16 protein-coding genes are annotated in these 19,712 nt (G+C 66.1%); 10 read left to right on the plus strand and 6 right to left on the minus strand.

Annotated features, from left to right (window positions below; all coding sequences use genetic code 11):
* Positions 1-1,086: an ABC transporter permease gene (locus E4634_RS05275; RefSeq protein WP_135441574.1), complete on the minus strand. Its 1,086-nt coding sequence runs from the start codon at positions 1,084-1,086 to the stop codon at positions 1-3.
* The gene (locus E4634_RS05280) at positions 1,077-2,600 is read right to left on the minus strand and encodes an ABC transporter ATP-binding protein (protein WP_135441575.1); all 1,524 of its coding nucleotides are present in this window, start codon (positions 2,598-2,600) and stop codon (positions 1,077-1,079) included. Before E4634_RS05280 ends, E4634_RS05275 begins: the two co-directional genes overlap by 10 nt.
* A 224-nt stretch (positions 2,601-2,824) precedes the next feature.
* Between E4634_RS05280 and xdhA the strand changes: the two genes are divergently transcribed.
* The 9 genes from xdhA to E4634_RS05325 all read left to right on the plus strand — a co-directional run bounded on the left by xdhA (position 2,825) and on the right by E4634_RS05325 (position 12,299).
* A complete protein-coding gene (gene xdhA / locus E4634_RS05285; RefSeq protein WP_167854776.1) occupies positions 2,825-4,273 on the plus strand; it encodes a xanthine dehydrogenase small subunit in 1,449 nt (482 codons plus the stop codon).
* Positions 4,266-6,584 carry a xanthine dehydrogenase molybdopterin binding subunit gene (xdhB, locus tag E4634_RS05290; RefSeq protein WP_135441577.1) on the plus strand — a complete coding sequence of 773 codons (2,319 nt, stop codon included), beginning with the start codon at positions 4,266-4,268 and terminating at the stop codon, positions 6,582-6,584. The genes xdhA and xdhB overlap by 8 nt, the downstream gene beginning before the upstream one ends.
* A 4-nt stretch (positions 6,585-6,588) precedes the next feature.
* The gene (gene xdhC / locus E4634_RS05295; protein ID WP_167854777.1) at positions 6,589-7,440 is read left to right on the plus strand and encodes a xanthine dehydrogenase accessory protein XdhC; all 852 of its coding nucleotides are present in this window, start codon (positions 6,589-6,591) and stop codon (positions 7,438-7,440) included.
* On the plus strand, positions 7,437-7,952 hold the full coding sequence (gene uraD / locus E4634_RS05300; protein WP_240725098.1) for a 2-oxo-4-hydroxy-4-carboxy-5-ureidoimidazoline decarboxylase: 516 nt from the start codon (positions 7,437-7,439) through the stop codon (positions 7,950-7,952). The genes xdhC and uraD overlap by 4 nt, the downstream gene beginning before the upstream one ends.
* A gap of 3 nt (positions 7,953-7,955) precedes the next feature.
* A complete protein-coding gene (gene uraH, locus E4634_RS05305) occupies positions 7,956-8,285 on the plus strand; it encodes a hydroxyisourate hydrolase (protein WP_135441579.1) in 330 nt (109 codons plus the stop codon).
* Entirely contained in the window at positions 8,286-9,575 is a 1,290-nt protein-coding gene (gene guaD / locus E4634_RS05310; protein ID WP_135441580.1) for a guanine deaminase, read from the plus strand. It begins immediately after the preceding gene.
* Positions 9,572-10,792 (plus strand): urate hydroxylase PuuD, encoded by a 1,221-nt coding sequence (locus E4634_RS05315; protein WP_135441581.1) that lies wholly within the window; start codon positions 9,572-9,574, stop codon positions 10,790-10,792. The genes guaD and E4634_RS05315 overlap by 4 nt, the downstream gene beginning before the upstream one ends.
* Entirely contained in the window at positions 10,789-11,697 is a 909-nt protein-coding gene (locus E4634_RS05320) for an isopenicillin N synthase family dioxygenase (protein ID WP_240725099.1), read from the plus strand. Before E4634_RS05315 ends, E4634_RS05320 begins: the two co-directional genes overlap by 4 nt.
* 98 nt (positions 11,698-11,795) lie before the next feature.
* Positions 11,796-12,299, plus strand: a complete 504-nt coding sequence (locus tag E4634_RS05325; protein WP_206046802.1) for a hypothetical protein — start codon at positions 11,796-11,798, stop codon at positions 12,297-12,299.
* 54 nt (positions 12,300-12,353) lie between these two features.
* Here E4634_RS05325 and E4634_RS05330 read toward each other — a convergent pair whose 3' ends face one another.
* From E4634_RS05330 to E4634_RS05345, 4 genes are all read right to left on the minus strand, one after another.
* Entirely contained in the window at positions 12,354-15,188 is a 2,835-nt protein-coding gene (locus E4634_RS05330; protein ID WP_135441582.1) for a bifunctional diguanylate cyclase/phosphodiesterase, read from the minus strand.
* Between the two features lie 28 nt (positions 15,189-15,216).
* Positions 15,217-16,482 carry a hypothetical protein gene (locus E4634_RS05335; RefSeq protein WP_135441583.1) on the minus strand — a complete coding sequence of 422 codons (1,266 nt, stop codon included), beginning with the start codon at positions 16,480-16,482 and terminating at the stop codon, positions 15,217-15,219.
* Positions 16,475-16,906 carry a type 2 periplasmic-binding domain-containing protein gene (locus E4634_RS05340; RefSeq protein WP_135441584.1) on the minus strand — a complete coding sequence of 144 codons (432 nt, stop codon included), beginning with the start codon at positions 16,904-16,906 and terminating at the stop codon, positions 16,475-16,477. The genes E4634_RS05335 and E4634_RS05340 overlap by 8 nt, the downstream gene beginning before the upstream one ends.
* Positions 16,907-17,225: 319 nt before the next feature.
* Entirely contained in the window at positions 17,226-18,476 is a 1,251-nt protein-coding gene (locus tag E4634_RS05345; protein WP_167854778.1) for a hypothetical protein, read from the minus strand.
* Between the two features lie 357 nt (positions 18,477-18,833).
* Between E4634_RS05345 and E4634_RS05350 the strand changes: the two genes are divergently transcribed.
* Positions 18,834-19,673 carry a hypothetical protein gene (locus E4634_RS05350; RefSeq protein WP_135441586.1) on the plus strand — a complete coding sequence of 280 codons (840 nt, stop codon included), beginning with the start codon at positions 18,834-18,836 and terminating at the stop codon, positions 19,671-19,673.
* Positions 19,674-19,712: the final 39 nt, after the last annotated feature.

The raw sequence follows: 19,712 nt of genomic DNA on the forward strand, positions 1-19,712 counted from the left end.
TCAGCGCTCCCCCGCCAGGGCCGGCGCGGCGCCGGGCAGGCGCAGCCGGTGGTTGATGAGGAAGTCCGCCGCCAGCAGGTAGAACAACAGCATGCCCTGGAACATCTGGGTGATGGAGCGCGGCAGGCCGAACTCGATCTGCAGGTTCTCGCCGCCGATGAAGGTGAGTGCGAAGAGCAGGCCGGCGAGCACGATACCCACCGGATGGTTGCGGCCGAGGAACACCACGATGATGGCGGAGAAGCCGTAGCCCGCGGACAGGTGCGGGGTGACCTGACCCACCGGGCCGAGCACCTCGAAGGCCCCGGCCAGCCCGGCCAGCGCGCCGCAGGCGGCGAGCACGAACCACAGCAGGACGCGTGAACTGAAGCCGGCGTAGCCCGCGGTGCGCGCGCTTTCGCCAAACACCCGCACCTGGAAGCCGAGCAGGCTGCGCGCCATCAGCAGCCACAGCCCGGCCGCGGCCAGCAGCGCTATAGGCAGGCCGATATGCACGCGGTAGTCCGGGTGCAGGGTGGGCAGCAGCAGTTCCTCCACCAGCAGCGCGGACTCCGGGAAGTTGAAGCCTGCGGGGTCCTTGAGCGGGCCGTGCACCGCCCACAGCAGCAATTGCAGGGCGATGTAGTTGAGCATGATGCTGGTGAGGATTTCACTGCAGTCGAAGCGGTCGCGCAGCAAGGCGACGATCCCCGCCCAGGCAGTGCCGGCAAGCATACCGGCGACACTCGCGCCGAGCAGCGCCCAGCCGAAGCCGGCGGAGAACTCGTTGCAGGCCAGCGCCACCACCCCGCCGCCGAGGGCGCCGAGGATGAACTGCCCCTCCGCGCCGATATTCCACACCCGCGCGCGAAAGCACAGGGACAGGCCCACCGCGCACAGCAGCAGCGGCGTAGCCTTCAATAACAACTCGCTGATCCCGTACAGGTCACGCACCGGGGCGATGAAGAATGCGTACATGACCGCCGCCGGCGGTTGCCCGAGCCCGGCGAAGATCGCGGCGCCGGTCAGCCCGGTGGCCACCAGCGCCAGCAGCGGCGACAGGACCTGCATGCGCCGCGAGGGGGCGGCACGGCGCTCTATGCGCATGCGCCACTCCTTTGCGGACTGCTGCCACCCGCGCCGGTCATCCACTGCCCGAGCAGGTCGCGGTCGACCTCGGCGGTGGGAAGCTGGGGCGACAAACGGCCATCGCACAGGGCGCCGAGCCGGTCGCACAGGCGGTACAGTTCCTCGGTGTCCTCCGACAGCAGCAGGATGGCCATGCCGGCGTTGCGCGCCGCGGCCAGCGCCGCGTGGATGTTAGCCTGGGCGCCGGGGTCCACGCCCCAGGTGGGGTTGTAGCAGACCAGCACACGCGGCGCGCCGGCCAGCTCGCGGCCGACCAGGAATTTCTGCAGGTTGCCGCCGGACAGCTGCCGCGCCTGCGCCGCCGCGGAGGGCGCGCGCACCGCGGCGTCCTGTATCAGTTGCGTGGCCAGGGCGGCGACGCGGCCCCAGTGCAGCCAGGGGCCGCTGTGGCAGGCCGCGTCGTCGTAGTGGGAGAGCAGGTAGTTCTCGTCCAGGGTCAGGCCCGCGGCGGCGGCGTGGTGCAGGCGGTCCACCGGCAACACGCGAATACCGCGGCGGCGGCGCTGGCGCACGCCGCTGCGGCCAAGGTCCTCGCCGTCCAGCCACAGGCTGCCGGCGCTGGGCCGGATCTCCCCGGCCACCACCGCGGCCAGCGCTTCCTGGCCGCTGCCGGAAACCCCCGCGATGCCGAGGATCTCGCCGCTGGCCAGGCTGAGGTCGATGTTCTCGAGTCGCCCGCGGCGCTGGCCGGGCAGTTGTGCGCAGATCCCGCGCAGTTGCAGGGCGGTGGCGCCGGGCGGCGCTGCGGCCCGCGCCAGCTGTGCCGGCGGCGGCTCGCCGCCGAGCATCAGGCGGGTGATATCCGCATCGCTGCTGCCGGCCAACTCGAGGCGGCCGGCGACGCGGCCGCCGCGCAGTACGGTGGCCTCGCGGCACAGGGCGCGCGCCTCGTCCAGCTTGTGGGTGATGAACAGCACAGAACAGCCGCGCTGCGCCAGCTTGCGCAGGATGGCTACCAGCTGTTCGACCTCCGCCGGCGTGAGCACCGAGGTGGGTTCGTCGAGAATCAGCAGTTTCATGTCCTGCAGCAGGCAGCGCAGGATCTCCACGCGCTGCATCTCCCCCGGGGAGAGCAGGCCGACGCGCACATCCAGCTCGATGCGCAGGTCGAAATCGCCGAGCACCTGCGCCAGGCGCTGCTCGTCGAGGTCGGGGTAGGCGAGTTGCAGGTTCTGGCGTACGCTGAGGGTGCGCAGCAAGGAGAAGTGCTGGAACACCATGCCGATGCCCAGGCGCCGCGCGGTGCCGGGGTCGCTGACGCTGACTTCCCGGCCCTCCCACACGATGCTGCCACTGTCCGGTTGCAGCACGCCGTAGAGCAGTAGCATCAGCGTGCTCTTGCCGGCGCCGTTCTCGCCGAGCACCGCGTGAATCTCGCCGGGGCGCAGGCGCAGGTCTATGCTGTCGTTGGCCACGACTGCGCCGAAGCGCTTGCCAATGCCGACGAGTTCGAGTCGAACCGGGGGCGTCATTTTATGATCGTTTGGTCAAGTTTTGTCATGCCGGGTTTCGGCGGCTGCCCGAACCCGCGGTATCCCTGCCGCAGTAATACAGGCGGTTCAGCAATTACCATGCCACCCCGCGCGCCCCGGCGTCGCGCTTTTCCCGCTCTGACGGAAAAGCTGTCCATTTGGTCTAATATTTGCAAAGAAGCGGAATGCCGCGCTGCGGTACCGCGAAGTCACGAGGAGGCCCGGTGGAGTTTTATCTGAACGGAGAGTTGCAACAATGCACCGGCGTCGATGCCAATATGACGCTGCTGCGCTACCTGCGCGAGCGGCTCGGCAAGGTGGGTACCAAGGAGGGCTGCGCCTCCGGCGACTGCGGCGCCTGTACCGTGCTCATAGCGGATGCCGACGACACCTCGCCGCAGGCTATCAACAGCTGTATATGCCTGCTGGGCTCGGTGCAGGGGCGGCAGGTGCTGACCGTCGAGGGTCTGGAGCAGGACGGCGAACTGCACCCGGTTCAGCAGGCCATGGTCGACTGCCACGGCTCCCAGTGCGGCTTCTGTACCCCCGGTTTCGTGATGTCCCTGGCGGGACTCTACCAGCGCAGCCTGGCGCAGGGCGGCGAGACACCCGGGCGCCACGCGATCACCGATTGCATCGCCGGCAACCTGTGCCGCTGCACCGGTTACCGGCCGATTGTCGAGGCCGGCCAGCGCATGCTTACGTATCCGCAGCGGGGCATTTTCAATGAGCCGGCGACCCAAACTGGTGCGCCGGACCGGGATGACCGGCAGCCGCTGGTCGGCGGCGCCCAGCGTTACTACCAGCCGCGCTCGCGCTCCAACCTGCGCGCGATTCTCGCCGTGGAGCCGGGGGCGACCCTGGTCGCCGGCGGCACCGACCTCGCCCTGGAGATCACCCAGCGCTACCGCGAGTTTGAGGTGCTGGTGGATATCTCGGCGATCGACTCGCTGGCCACCATCGGCGAGGAGGACGGCTATATCCGCATCGGCGCCGGCGTGCGCTATCACCAGCTGATGGGCCACCCGTTGCTGGCCTCGACGCCGCTGGACGGCCTGCTGGCGCGACTCGGCTCGGAGCAGGTGCGCAATCGCGGCACCATTGGCGGCAACCTCGCCAACGGCTCGCCCATCGCCGACATGCCGCCGGTGCTGATGGCCTGGGGCGCCGACGTCGAAGTGGTCAACACATTGGGTGAGCGCACCCGCTACCCGGTAGAGGATTTCTACCTGGATTACCGGCAGACGCGACTGCAGGCCGGCGACTATATCGAGGCGGTGTATATCCCCATGCACCTGTCCCGCGCGCCGCATCGTTTCTACAAGCTGAGCAAGCGCTTTGAGGACGACATCTCCTCGGTGATGTGCGCGGTGAGTATGACTCTCGATGGCGGCTATGTGCTGGGAGTGCGTATCGCCTATGGCGGCATGGCCGCGGTGCCGCGCCGCGCCTCCGCTGCCGAGCAGCAGTTGCTCGGCGCGCAACTCACCGACGCGGTGATCGACAACGCCTGTACCAGCCTCGACAACGAGTTCCAGCCGCTGTCCGACGTGCGCGCCAGCGCGGTATACCGCCTGGACATGGCCGCCGCCCTGCTGCGCCGCGCCCTGCGCGCGCTGCGCGATGGCGATGCGCCGGACGTGTTCGAACTCGGGGAGGTGTCCCATGCGTAAGCTGACCCCGGCGTATAACCCCAACGCCCCGGCGGTAGACCCGGTCGGCAAGTCGCTGCCGCAGGATTCCGCCGCGCGGCATGTCGCAGGCTCCGCGGTGTATGTCGACGACATGCCCGCCTACCCGGACCAGTTGCACGTCGCCGTCGGCGTTTCCAGCCACGCCCACGCCCGCGTGCTGGGCATGGCGCTGGATGCGGTGCGCGCCGCGCCCGGCGTGGTCGACGTCGTGGTGCAGGCGGATATTCCCGGCAGCGCGGATATCTCGCCCGTGTTCGACGGCGACCTGCTGCTGGCGGGAGACACCGTTCACTACGTGGGCCAGCCGCTGTTCGCAGTGGCCGCCACCAGCCTGGAGGCGGCACAGCGCGCCGTGCAACTGGCGCAGGTGGACTACGAGCCACTGGTGCCGCGCCTGGAAGTAACCGAGTCGCTGGCGGCGGAGGATTTCCTGCTGCCCACCCGTCGCTCGCGGCTGGGCGACCCGGAGGCGGCGCTGGCCGCTGCGGCGATGACCCTGAGCGGCGAGATGGCGGTAGGCGGGCAGGAGCATTTCTACCTGGAAGGACAGGTGGCGCTGGCCGTGCCGGACGAGGTCGGCGTACAGATCTACAGCTCCAGCCAGCACCCCGCCGAGGTACAGAAACTCGCCGCGGAGGTGCTCGACCTGCCGCTGCACGCGGTGACCGTGCAGGTGCGCCGCATGGGCGGCGGTTTCGGCGGCAAGGAGTCGCAGCCCGCCGCACTGGCCTGCCTCGCCGCGCTGTTCGCCCGGCGCACCGGCCGCTCCGTGCGCTACCGCATGCCACGCTGGGCCGACATGGTGCAGACCGGCAAGCGGCACCCTTTCTGGAACCGCTATACCGTGGGCTTCGACGAGAGCGGCGTGATCCAGGCCCTGGTCATGGATGTGGCCGGTAACTGCGGTTGTACCGCGGACCTCTCCGACGGCATCGTCGACCGCGCTGCCAACCACGCGGACAACGCCTATTTCCTGAAGAACGCCGCGGTGACCGGCTACCGCTGTCGCACCAACATGGTCTCGCACACGGCGTTCCGCGGTTTCGGCGCGCCCCAGGGCATCGTGACCACCGAGGCGTTCATGGACGACATCGCGCGCCGGGTGGGCATGGACCCCCTCGACGTGCGCAAGGCCAACCTGTACCGGCCCGGCGACAGCACGCCCTACGGCCAGGAGATCGAGGAGTCGGTGCTGGTCGACCTGGTCGCGGAACTGGAGCACAGCTGCGACTACCGCGCGCGCCGCGCCGCCGTGGCCGCCTTCAACGCCCAGGGCGGAACCCTGCGCCGCGGCCTGTCGCTGGTGCCGGTGAAGTTCGGCATTTCCTTTACCACCACCCACCTCAACCAGGCCGGCGCGCTGGTGCACATCTACACCGACGGCTCCGTGCACGTGAGCCACGGCGGCACCGAGATGGGCCAGGGCCTGTACATCAAGGTCGCGCAGGTGGTCGCCCGTGCACTTGGGGTGAGCATCGAGCGCGTGATGCCCGGCGCCACCTGTACCGACAAGGTACCCAACGCCTCGCCCACCGCGGCCTCCGCGGGCACCGACATGAACGGCATGGCGGCGCTGGACGCCTGCAACCGCATTCGCAAGCGCCTGGTGAGTTTCGCGGCGCAGCATTTCGGCTGCGACGAGGGTGCGGTGGAACTGCGCGATGACCACGTTTTCGCCGGCGAGCAGGTGGTGCCGTTCCCGGACTTTATCTCGCTGGCCTATCTCAACCGCGTTTCGCTGTCTTCCACCGGCTTTTACCGCACGCCGAAAATCCATTTCAACCGGGAGACCGGGCAGGGCCGGCCGTTTTTCTACTTCGCCAACGGCGCCGCCTGCTCCGAGGTGGTGGTGGATACCAGCACCGGCGAATACCGGGTCACGCGGGTGGACGTGCTGCACGATGTCGGCGCCTCGCTGAACCCGGCAATCGACATCGGCCAGATCGAGGGCGGTTTCGTGCAGGGCATGGGCTGGCTGACCACCGAGGAGCTGAGCTGGAACGACGACGGCGTCATCACCTCGAACAGCCCGGCCAACTACAAGATCCCGACCGCGGCGGACGTGCCCGAGCACTTCGACGTGCGCCTGTTCCAGCGCCCCAACGCGGAGGACACGGTTTACCACTCCAAGGCGGTGGGCGAGCCGCCGCTGATGCTGCCGATCTCCGTGTGGTGCGCACTGCGCGATGCCTGCGCCAGCCTGTGCGACTACCGCTTCAACCCGCGCATGGATCCGCCAGCGACCCCGGAGCGGGTCTACTGGGCGGCGCGCGAAGCGCTGCGAGGGTAGGCCGATGCCAATGCGAGACAGTCACTGGAGCGAGGCGGTAGCGCGCCTGCAGGCCGCGGGCGAAGCCTATGCGCTGGTCACGGTTATGGCCACCGCCGGTTCCACCCCGCGCGAGCGCGGCGCGAAGATGGTGGTCAGCGCCGCGGACACCTACGCCAGTATTGGCGGTGGGCAACTGGAATACCTGGTGGTACAGCGCGCCCGGGAGTGCCTGGCCGCCGGGCAGGCGCTGCAGGAGGTAAAACAGTTTCCGCTGGCGGCCGAGGCGCAGCAGTGCTGTGGCGGCTCGGTGGCGATTTTCATCGAGACCTTCGTGCCGCAGCGCCGCGAGGTCTGCCTGTTCGGCGCCGGGCACGTGGCCGCCGCGCTGGCCGGCATCCTGGTGCAGACCGAAACGCGGGTCACCTGTATCGACAACCGCGCCGAGTTGCTGGCGCAACTGCCGGCGGGGGAGCGCCTGCAATGCTTGTTCGAAGCGCAGCCGGAGGATGCCGTCGCGCGGCTGCCGGCGGGCGCCAGCGTGTTCGTGCTCACCCACGATCATGCCCTCGACTACCGCCTGGTCAGCGCCCTGTTGCAGCGCGGCGGCTGGCGCCGCCTGGGCCTGATCGGCTCGCAGACCAAGTCCCTGCGCTTTCGTCATCGCCTGGGCCGCGACGGATTCAGCGAGGCGCAACTGGCGGCGCTGGAGTGCCCGGTGGGCCTGCCCGAGGTCCAGGGCAAGCTGCCCATGGAGGTCGCGGTATCCATCGCCGCGTCGATCCTTGCCGAGCCGGTCGCCGCAACCGACACCGATGCCGCGATGGGCTGGCCGCAGATGCGCGCCGCCCTGCGCGATACGGAGCAATCCTCGTGAGCGCCGCGCTGGCGGAGTTCAACAGCGCCGTGGACACCGTGGCGGTGGACGCGCTGGTGGGCTGCTGCCATTGCTGGCGCTGGGCCCGGGAGGTCGCCGCGCAGCGGCCGTTCGCGGATCTCGCCGCCCTGCACGATTGCGCCGCGCAGGTGTGGGAGACCATGGGCGAGGCCGAGTGGCTGGAGGCCTTCGCCGGTCACCCGCGCATCGGAGACCTCAGTGTCCTGCGCGACAAGTATTCCACCGCCTCGCGCGAACAGGGCCAGGTGGCGGCGGCGGACGAGGCTGTCCTGCAGGAGCTGATGCAGTTGAACCGCGACTACGAGGCGCGCCACGGATTCATTTTTATCGTCTGTGCCAGCGGCAAGAGCGCTGCCGAGATGCGCGACCTGCTGCGCGAACGCCTGCCGCACTCGACACAGGAAGAGCTGCGCACCGGCGCGGCGGAACAGGCAAAAATCACTGCGCTGCGGCTGGACCGCGCGTTTGCGACCGACCCGGAACAGGAGTAGTCCATGGGCAGAGGTATCACCACGCACGTGCTCGACCTGCACAGCGGCCAGCCGGGGGCGGGCATCGCCGTCGCGCTGGGGCAGGGGGACACGCTGCTGGCCAGCGGCATTACCGATGACGACGGCCGGGTCGCCCAGTGGAGTGCTGCGCCCGAGCTGGCTGCCGGGGACTACTGGCTGCGCTTCGAGGTCGGCGCCTGGCGCGCGGCGCGCGGCGCAGAGGGTTTCTACCCGCAGGTCCTGATTCACTTCAGCGTGGCCGACCCGCAGCAACACTACCACGTGCCGCTGCTGCTCAGTCCCTACGGCTACTCGACCTACCGGGGCAGCTGAGTGGGCAGCGGTATCCTGCGCGGGCGCATCCTGCACTGTATCGATACGCCCGGCGCCGACGGTGCGGGCGTGGAGTACCTGGAGGACGGCGTCCTGCAGTTCGAGGACGGTGTGATCACCCTGCTCGCCGATGCACGCGAGGCCAGCGCCGGCGGCCTGCAACTGGGGGATGTCCCGCACCTCGGCGCCGGGCTTATCGTGCCCGGGTTTATCGACACCCACGTGCACGCACCGCAGCTGGCCATTCTCGGCTCCTACGGCGAACAACTCATGGCCTGGCTGGAGCGCTACACCTTTCCCGCCGAGGCGCGCTTTGCCGACCCCGACTACGCCGCCGCGGCCATGGACGAGTTTCTCGGCGAGATGCTGCGCCACGGCACCACCAGCGCACTGGTGTTCTCCACCAGCCACGAGGACGCTACCGAGGCGCTGTTCACCGCGGCCCGCGCGCGCGACCTGCGCCTGGTTGCGGGCAAGGTACTGATGGACCGCAATGCGCCACAGGGCCTGCTGGATACCGCCGCCAGCGGCGAGGCCGCCTCGCGCCGCCTGATCGAGCGCTGGCACGGGGCAGGGCGGCTGGCCTACGCCGTCACCCCGCGCTTTTCCATCACCTGCTCCGATGAACAACTGGCCGCCGCCGGCCGCCTGCTGCGGGATTACCCCGGCGTCTATTTGCAGACCCACCTGGCGGAGAACCCCGGCGAGATCGCCGCCGTCGCCGAGCTGTTCCCGGACGCGGCGCACTACCTGGATACCTACGACCGCCACGGCCTGTGCGGCGAGCGCTCGTTCTTCGCCCACTGCGTGCACCTGCAGCCCGACGAACTCGAGCGCCTGGCGGCCACCGACTCGCGGGTGTCGCTGTGCCCCAGCTCCAATATGTTCCTCGGCAGCGGCCTGTACGACTGGGCGCAGCTGGAGCGCGAGGGCGTGTGCATCAGCCTCGGCTCGGATGTCGGCGCCGGCACCAGCCTTTCCATGCTGCGCACCCTGGGCGATGCCTACCGCGTGTGCCAGCTGCAGGAGATGTCCCTGCCGCCGATGCAGGGCCTGTACGCGGTGACCCTGGGCAATGCCCGGGCGCTGGGCGTGGCCGAGCGCATCGGCAACCTCGCGGTGGGCAGCGAGGCGGATTTCCTGGTGCTGGACCCGGCGGGTAATCCACAGGTGCAGCGGCGGTTGCAGGACGTGAGCGATATCGACGAGGAGTGGTTTGTCTACATGATGCTGGGGGATGAGCGATTGGTGGCGAGTACCTGGGTGGCGGGCAGGGAGGTGGTGCGGTGATCGCGACACTCTGGGACCTGCTGGAACTGACCCTGCGCTGGCTGCACGTGATCACCGGCATCGCCTGGATCGGCGCCTCGTTCTACTTCGTGTGGCTGGACAACAGCCTGCGCGACCCGCCGGACTGGAAAGCGCAGCAGGGCGTCAAGGGCGACCTGTGGGCGTTCCACGGCGGCGGCATCTACGAGGTGGCCAAGTACCGCATGGCGCCGCCGCAGATGCCGGCGCGCCTGCACTGGTTCTACTGGGAGGCCTACTCGACCTGGATCACCGGCATGCTGCTGCTGATGGTGCTCTACTACTTCCAGGCCGACACCTACCTGGTGGGGCCGGACAACCCGGTGCGCGCGCCGCTGGCTGCGGTGGGCCTCAGCCTTGTGTACATCGCCTCCGGGGTTGCGGTCTACGAACTGCCGCTGCGCGCGGGCCTCGCCGCGCGGCCGCCGCTGCTGGTGGCCAGCGGACTGGTGCTGGCCCTGCTCTACAGCTACGCGGCGCACCTGCTGTTCGCGCCGCGCGCCGCTTACCTGCACGTGGGCATACTCATCGCCACCATCATGGTGGCCAACGTGTTCATCGGCATCATCCCACCCCAGCGCGCCATGGTGCGCGCGCTGGAGGCCGGCCGCGAGCCGGATGCCGGCGGCCTGGCCATGGCCAAGCTGCGCTCCACCCACAACAACTACCTGACCCTGCCGGTGCTGTTCTGCATGATCAGCAACCACTACCCGCTGCTCTACGGGCACCGCTTCGCCTGGCTGATACTCGTCTACATCGTGTTTGTCGCCGGCAGTGCGCGCCAGTATTTCAATCTCAAGCACCGCGACATTCACCGCCCGGGCATCCTTCTCACCTGTGCCGGGCTGTTCGCGCTGCTGGCCCTGTGGCTGGCCTGGGATGCGCGGCCGCCCCCTGCCGCCGCAGGGGAGCCGCGTGTCGCCGATGCGGCGATGCTCGAGGTGTCCGCTGCGCACTGCGCCGTGTGCCACGCGGCACAGCCTACCCAGCCTGGCTTTACCGCCGCGCCGGCGGGCATCGAACTGGAGAGCGTGGACGACCTGCGCCGCCAGTCCGCGCGGGTGGCGGTGGCGGTGTCCAGCGGCTACATGCCGCTGGGCAACCTGACCGGCATGAGCGATGCAGAACGCCAACTGTTACTCACCTGGCTGCGACAATCGGGCGCCGCGCCCGCCAGCAATTCCCCGGAGACTGAATGATGGATATACCCCTGATCGATTTCGCGTCCTACGACGAAAGCGATGCCACCGCCATGCGCAAGCTGGCCGAACAGGTCAACGCCGCGCTTACCGGCATCGGCTTCATGTCGCTGAAGAACATCGGCATTCCTCCCGAATTGCAGGCGGAGATCTTCGCGGCCTCGCGCGCCTACTTCTCCCAGCCGGAGGCGGAGAAGCGCAAGCTGGGCTACTCCAGCGCGGAGGATAACTTCGGTTACCAGGGCGTGTGCGAGGAGAGCCTGGAACCCGGCCAGCCGCCGGACCTGAAGGAGGCGCTGACCATGCGCGACCTGGATTCCAAGCTGTCGCTGGAGTGGCCGGACCCTGACTTCCGCGACCTCCTGCACCGTTTCTACCGGGAGTGCCTGTCCGCCGCCTACCGCATCATGCGCGTGTTCTCCATCGACCTCGACGTGCCCGAGGATTACTTCGTCAAGGTGCACAGCGGTGAGAACGTCACCATGCGTTTGCTGCACTACCCGCCTTTGAGTGCGACGACCCACGGGCAGCTGGGCGCCGGCGCGCACACCGACTACGGCATGATTACCCTGCTGTTCCAGGACGAGGTCGGCGGCCTCGAGGTGCGCGACACCGACGGCCAGTGGCACCCGGTGACCCCGGTACCCGGCGCGGTGGTGATCAACGTCGGCGACCTCACCGAGCGCTGGACCAACCGTCGCTACCGCTCCAGCATGCACCGCGTGCAGCCGCGCGGCGGTGTCGGCGACCGCTACTCCATCGCCATGTTCGTCGACCCGGACCCGCAGACCGAGGTCGTATGCCTGCCCAGCTGTACCGACGATGCACACCCGCCGCTGTACCCGCCGACCTCCGCCGGCGAGCACATCCTGCAGCGTATCCAGGCGACCCACCTGGGCGCTTGAGTCCGGTGAGCCGGCTTCGGCGTGAATGCCGGCGTTTTCGTCGCGTGCCCAGCTGTGCGATGATCCGCAGTACGCCCACCTGAGCCGGAGGAACGCCCATGCGATCCCTGCGCTGTCTCGCCGTCGCGCTGTGCCTGCTGGCACCGCTCACTGCAGCCGCCCAGCCTGCGGCGCCGCCCTGCAACTCCCCCGAGCATCGCCAGTTCGATTTCTGGCTGGGCAAGTGGCAGGTGCACACACCGGACGGCAAGCTCGCCGGCTACAACACCATCACCAGCGAATACGGCGGCTGTGTGCTGCACGAGCGCTACACCACCGAGCAGGGCTTCAGCGGCGAGAGCCTCAACCTCTACGATGCGTCGCGCGGCCTGTGGCACCAGACCTGGGTCGACAGCACCGGGCAGTTGTTGCTGCTGGATGGCCGGCTGCACAAGGATGGCATGCTGCTGGAGGGAACCACCCGCGGCGCCGACGGCGAACTGCTGGTGCAGCGCATTACCTGGACGCCGAACCGGGACGGCAGCGTGCGCCAGTTGTGGGAATCGATGGGCAAGGACGGTGAGTGGCAGGTGGTGTTCGACGGCCTTTACTCGAAGCTCTAGCCGCTTTTTCTTTTACCGCGATTGACTGTTGGCCGCGAGGCGCGACGACCCCGGCTAGTGGCTGGTGGAGCGTCGCTGGTGGCTCTCGCCGAGCACCAGGGGCGCCGGGCGACCCAGGTAATACCCCTGTCCGTGGGTGACGCCCAGGCTGCGCAGCAGGCCCAGGGTGTCCTCGTCCTCGATGAATTCCGCAATGGTTTCCATGCCGTAAGCCTCGACGATGGCGGCCAGGCTGCGCACGAAAATCTGGTCTTCCTGGTTCTGCTGCAACTGGCGGATGTATGAACCATCCAGCTTGACGTAGCTCAGGGGCAGAAGTTTCAGGTGGGTGAACGATGAATAGCCGACGCCGAAATCGTCCAGGGCGATACGCACGCCGCTGCCGGTGACCTGTTGCAGGTTGCGCAGTACCTGCTGGAAATTCTCGATATAGGACGTTTCCGTCAGCTCGATGATCAGGTCGTCGGGGTCGATGTGGTACTTGTTGATGGTGTCGATCACCATCTGCGGGAAGTCGTCCGCCTGCATGGTCGGGGCGGAGATGTTCACTGCGAGTTTCGGGCACGGGCCCAGGGCGCGCATCTCGCTGAACTGCTTGAGCGCGTTGTCCAACACCCACTCGTCGATGCGGCGGATTTCACCGGAGCGCTCGGCGACCGGGATGAACAGCCCGGGTGAGATGGTCTCCCCGCGCTCGTCGAGCATGCGCACCAGCACCTCGTAGTGGGAGATCTCCTCCGTGTGCAGGTTGACCACTGGCTGGTAGACCAGGTGAAACGCATTGTCGCGCAGGGCGTTGCGGATATTGAGGATCAGGCTGTTGTCGATCTTCAGCTGTACCACCTGCTCCTCGTCCGGGTCGAAGATATGCCAGTGGCCCAGGCCCTTGCGCTTGGCGTTGTACATCGCCATGTCGGCATTGGTGGTGAGGGTTTGCGCGTCGTCGCCGTGGGCGGGGAACAGGGATGCACCGATACTCACTGTGTAGTTGACGCTGCGCCCGGAGGCGACCTTCACCGATCCGCACAGGTTTTCCAGTACCTTGTCGAGGATTGGCGGCAGCGAGTTGGCGTCGGTATTGGCCAGGATGGCGATGAACTCGTCGCCGGCGAAGCGGCAGATCACGTCGGAATTGCGCAGGTGGGTGCGCAGTTTCTGTGCGATTTCCACCAGCACCTTGTCGCCGGTGGCGTGGCCGTAGATGTCGTTGATCTGCTTGAAGCGGTTGACGTCGATAAACACCAGCGCACCGTGCATGTCTGCGTTGAGGAACTGGGCCAGCGCGGTGTTGAAGTAGCGCCGGTTACCGATGCCGGTGAGGCTGTCGTGGTTGGCCATGCGCCGCAGGTCGTGCTCGGCGAGCTTCTGCATGGTCTGGTCGATGCCGATGGACAGCACGATCTCCTCGCCGCTCTCGTCCTCGACCAGGGTGTGGGTCCAGGCGATGACCATCTCCTTGCCGTTCTTGTCGAACTGCCGCAGCTCCTGCTGGAAGACTTCTTCCTCGCGCGCGTGCAGGCGTTGCACATGCTCCTGGAAGTGATCCGACTGCAGCTCATCGCTGAACAGCACGCCGAAGTTGTCCGGTACGTGCTGGTACATGGCCTCGAATTTCGTATTGGTGGACAGGATGCGCGAGTCGTGATCCTGGGTGATGATGAATATCTGCGCGTTGTCGAACAGCCGCGACAGGAAGGCCCGCGAGCGCGTGAGCGCGTGGATCTGGTTTTCCAGCGACTTGTTCTTGAGGGTCAGCTCGCCCTGCAGTTTCTCCAGTTCCGTGGCTACGTATGCAGTGCTGGTTTCCAGCGTGCTGAGCTCGTCCGGGAACCAGCTGCGACCGGTGGACAGCTTGTTCGCCGCCCGCGAGAACTGCTGGTAGGGCAGCAGGTGCAGCGCGTTGGTGATGCGCGTGAGGCGATTCAGCGGCGCCACCAGCAGAAGCAACAGCAGGCCCTCGGCGACCAGCAGCACCAACATGCCGGTCCACAGGCCGCGCCGGATATTGTCCTGCATCATGAGGTAGTCGGAGGTCTCGTCGCTGATCGACATGAAGTAGACGTTGTTGCCCAGGGTCTCGATGCTGGTGGCGAGGCTCTTGACCAGGTAGCTGGCATCTCCACTGTGATACAGCTCGTTCCGCGGGTTGTGGTGCGGGTTGCCCTGCGCATAGCCCTCCAGCACCGGGAACACTCGCTCGAAGTCGCTCACCGCCCAGGCGCGCAGGTGCCACTGGTCCAGGTAGCGCTCCTGCGAGCTGCCGGGCAGCGGTTCGACATCCTCGATAAGGATGCCCAGGGCCGCGCTGGAGAAGTCCGAGTAGCTGCGCACCAACTCCGCCATGTTCTGGGCGACCACGATGGTCCCGGCGGTCCCGTTATCGGTGATGAATGGTTCGAGGACAACCATGAGGCATACGCGGGCGCAGTAGATAAAGTTTTTCTGGCTGTGCGGCGAGTTGCGCGAAAGTAACTCCCGGGCCACGTAGCCGCTCAGCTGCCGGTCCGACTCGATCATGCTCGAGAAGATCTCGCTCCTCGCTTGCTTGTCGGCGTCATAGACCGCGAGGTAGTCGAGGCCCAGGTTGATGTTGTAGGAGAGCCAGTCACTCTCCAGCGCCTGTTCCGTGGCTTCCTCATTGTCGTGTTCGCTCAGGCGCTGCTCGATGGTGGGGTTTTCCGCAATCAGCAGGGCCAGCTGCGAGAGCTTCAGGTAGTTGTCGGAAACCAGTTCCTCGATCAGCTTGTTCTGTGCGCTGTAGCCGCGCTCCAGCTTGTCCTCGAAATTTTCCAGCTGCTTGTACACGCTCTGCCAGGTCCAGGCCACGGTCACGGTGGCCAATACCAGGCTCAGGAAGACGACGAGTTTCCATTTGAGGCTGATATACATGGCGGCTGCTGACTGGTCTACCGGGCGGCTAGAAGTGGTACGAGAACTGCAACAGGAACAGGTCCCAGTGCTTGTTCAGGCTGGAGTAGTCGATGTCCGACTGGCCGTTGAGGAACGCCGCGCCCTCGTTGATGCTGTACTCCGCGGTGGCCGAGAAGTCCGGCGTGAAGTACCAGCGTGAACCGGCAGTGTACGCCTCGTTGTACTGGGTGACCGGGTTTCCTCCTGTGTAGTACTCGTAGACCGAGCCGTCCGGGTCGTCCTCGTTCATCAGCAGTTTCTCCCAGCGCGTATACAGGCTGAGTTTTTCCATCGCCTGCCATTCGGCCTGCAGGTATACGGATTTCGACTTGTACTTGTCGGGGAAGATCTCCTTGGGTACCGAGAGGTGCAGCATTTCGATCTCGTCCAGGTGAACGTCGACGATCATGTGTTCCGCCGTGAAGATCCAGTCCCCCGGCGAATACTGGGCCGAGAACAGGTGGATAGACGCTTCCAGTTCAAGGTTGGTCACGTACAGCGGATACAATGAGCTGTCCTCCTTCAGCGCGTTGAGGCCCTCGAGGACTTCCGCCGGGGTGAAGCTAGGACCGTCCTCGTATTCGGTGACGAAGCCGATATAGGTGTAGCCCAGGGTCAGGTCCGGCAGGGGCCGGGGATTCGCCATCACCTGGAAGCCGCCGCCATCGATGTCCCGGAACTTTCCCGGCATGCTGCTCTGGAACAGCTGGTATTCGACAGCCTGGTTGTCGAAGTGGGCGGTTCCGCCGAAGGCATTCAGTGAAATATCGGCCAGCGGCGTCGCGACTGTAGCGTACAGGTCCGCGCCGTCCAACGAGATCAGCGCGCCGCGCATACTCTCGTAGTAGATCGACTGCGGGGCGAATACCCCCGGGCGCCCGTGCGGGATGTCGCGGCTGGTGTTGTACAGCCCGTAGTGGGTCTTTACCCGGCCCAGGCGGATGCCTGCACTGACCGCTTCGTCGATGTAGAAGTTGTAGTCGAGCAGCAGGAAATCGATCTTCGGGTCGCCGTCGTCGAGGTCGCCGGCGCGGCGCGAGAGCACCTGCCCGGCCAGTCGCACGCGGTCGTTCGCGGTCCAGGAGCCGTTCAGGCCCACCTCGCGATAGTTGAAGTTCAGGCCGGTGTCCTTGTCGAAGAAGGGATTGTCCGGCGAGTAGATCACGCCCTGGCTGAGAAAACCCTGGAACTGGAAGTCGTCGCTGAGCGCGTGTGCATTGACCGCGCCGAACAGCAGCGCAGGCCACAGGGGCATTAGACTCAACTTATTCATGGTCGCTCCCCGTCTTCATCGCGGCGTCGACGGCACCGGCATCGGCGCTGTCGATATAGCCGATGGCCCCGGGCGTGTTTCTCACCTGTTCGATCATTTCCTTTACCGAGTTGACTTCGCGCGGCCGTGTGCCGGTGCCGCTGAACACCAGTCGGTGCCACAGGCGGTTGAGTTGATAGGGCTGCATGCGCAGGTAGTCGGCGACGAACTGGCGGTGGGTCTCGCTGTCGTCAGGCATGACGAAGACGCGGACGGCGGTGCCGTCGGACCACACGCGTTTTTGCATCGCGTACACTTTCACCAGGCTGCGGGTCGAGAAGTCCTCGCCCTGCAAATCGGGATTGTGGATGAGGATGGGTTCCGCGCTGGCGTTGGCGGAAAGCGCGACGATCGCCAGCCAGGCGAGGAAGGGCAACGCTCTCAATGTGTGCGCCAACGCGTGCATATTCCAGTCTGCGTGAGGGGCGAAAACTCCCGCCCCGGAAGGTTGCTCCAGAAAAAACAGATGTTATCGCATTGGCGACTGGGAGCGATCAGGCAATATGTGAACTGGTCTTCCTTTGGCGCAATAAAACGGCCCTTAATTCGCTAAAGTTTCCTGCGGTTACCATCCGCACCACCGGAACGGTGCCGCGGCGAGGTGAAAGCGAGAACCGCGTCACACAGCCCGGGGTGTCAGCCATGCTGTGTCCCGCGCCTGGCGCACAACGCGGCACCGGACTGCGAGTTTGTGGATGGTGCTGTCAGAAGTGGTAGGAAAGCTGGAGAAAGAAGAGGTCCCAATCTTCTTTCAGGTCGGCGTAACTGGTGTCGGACTGGCCGTTGAGGAACGCAGCGCCATTGTTTCGGCTGTACTCTGCGGTGGCCGAGAAGTCCGGCGTGAAATACCAGCGGCCACCCAGTGTCAGCGCCCTGTTGAACTGTGTGGCGGGGTTGCCACCGGCAAGTTCCGCGTAGTTCGAGCCGTCCTTGTCGTCCTTGTCGTTGTAGAGCGCCTCGTAGCGCGTATACAGGCTCAATTTCTCCACCGCCTGCCACTCGGCCTGGACATAGTAGGACAGGGTGGTGTTCTGGTCCCTGAATACATCCTGCGGCATGGGGAAATCGAGGATGGTTGTATCCTTGAACTGGATGTCGATCACCAGGTACTCCGCTGAAAGAATCCAGTCGCCGGGGGTGTACTGCGCCGAAAACAGGTTGATGGAGGCCTCCATTTCCATGCTGGTAACGTATTGGGCAAACAGTCCCGGGTCCTGGACCAGTGCGACAATGGCCTCGATGCGTTCCGCCGCATTGAAGGTGGGTGCATCCTCGTACTCGGTGGCGAATTCGACGTACGTGTAGGCCAGCAAGAGATCGGGAAGGCTGTGGGGTTCGACAACCACGTGCAGGCCTGCGCCATCGATGTCCTTGAATTTGCCGGGCGCGCTCGACTGGAACAGTTGGTACTCGATTGCGTCGTTCTGGAAGTGGGAGGACCCACCGAAGGCATTTACATGGATATCGGCCCGCGAACCCGAAAACGAAGCGTAGGCGTTCGCGCCGTCCAGGGAGAGGATGGCGCTGCGCAGGGATTCGAAGTAGACCGAACGGGGTACGAACACGCCGGGGCGACCGTGAGGGATGTCACGCGTGCTGTTGTACAGGCCGTAGTGGCTCTTCACCCGGCCCAGCCGGATGCCCGTATTCCACGTCTCATTGACAAAGGCGTTGTAGTCGAGAAGCAGGAAATCCAGGCGCGGATCGCCGTCATCCAGTGAGCCGGCCTGGCGAGAGAGCACCTGGCCGGCCAGGCGTAGCTTGTCGCTTGCGATCCACGACGCGTTCAGGCCAAGTTCGCGGTTGTCGTAGCTGATGCCCGTATCCTCGGTGAAGAACGGGTTGTCGGGGGCATAGGCGATGGTCTGGCTGAGGAAACCCTGAAACTGGAAGTCCTCAGTCTTTCCGTAAGCGGCACCACTGCCCAGCAGGAACAGCAGCACCAGTTCGGGCAATCGATTGCAATTCATTCTCAATGTGTGGGCCAGCGCCTGCATAATCCAGTCTGTGTGCGGGGCGGGACCTCCCGCCCGGACGGTTGTTCTCAAGCAGAAAATGGTATCGCACTGGCGACCTGGCGCGATGACGCAATCTGTGAACTGGTCTTGTTTTGGAGCAACAAAAAGGCGGTCGATAGATTAAAGTTTCGCGCAATGGCGAGCGCGGCTGCGGAAGCGAGAACCGGTTCACACCATCCGGGGAGTGCCCCGGTTGGCGCCCGAACTCTGGCGGCTGGCCGGTTTTCTGCTACGTTGAAAACGGGATTTTTTTTGTCAAAAATGCAGCCTGCGTGCCATCAGGCAGGGGAACCTATGCTCGAGTACGAGACCGTCAAACTGATCGCGACCTCCACGGTGGTGTCCGCTGTCGTCGCCGGGCTCATCGCCTTCCTGTCCCAGCACCGCCTGCTCGCGCGCAAGGCGGAGTTGGACTATGAGTTCGAGGCGCGCAAGCGCCTGTACGCGGCGGTCGGCCCCCTGCGTTTCCAATTGCTGCTGGCGGCACGCGACCTGGTCGGCCGCTTCTCCGTACACCACGGCACGCAGTGGAACATGGATCCGGATCGCTACTATGTGAAGAGTTGTGTCTACCGCCTGCTGGCACCGCTCGCCGTCGGCCAGTTGATCCAGCGCCAGCTCAGCCTGGTGGACTTTTCCGTCGACCGCGAGGCGGTGGGCCTGTTGCGCTTTGTCGCCGCCGCCGAGCGCGTGTTGAGCGGCAACGAGGTGCCGATGGGGCATCCCGACGCCGACTGGTCCTCGCAGCGCCAGCACTTGTACCGCGACAACCTGCGAGCGGCTGCTGGCGCGCTTATCACGGGCGACGCCGAGGGTCGCGAGCGCCTCATGACTTATGCCGAGTTCGACCGGGAATACCGAATTTTGGAGGCGGGGGAACTGGCCAGCCTGGGCGGCATCTTTGCCGCCTGCCGGCATTCTCTTACCGAGAATCCCCTGTTCTGGTTGCGGGTCGTCGCCTACACATGGGTCTGCGCGCAACACCTGCAGTCTCGCTCCGCGGCCCGCCTGGGATTCAGTGTGCACAAACTGCCGCTGGAGGCGATGGTGGCTGCCACGGCGGACAACTACCTCGTGAGCCGGACGGGGCAGTACTGCAAGGTGCTGGAGGAGATTGTCCAGGACAGCCTGTAGCCGCCGCGGATGCGCCGGCACAGCACGCGCCGCGCTACC

Origin of the sequence: Mangrovimicrobium sediminis, from assembly GCF_004745945.1 — a bacterium.
Lineage (GTDB): Bacteria > Pseudomonadota > Gammaproteobacteria > Pseudomonadales > Halieaceae > Mangrovimicrobium > Mangrovimicrobium sediminis.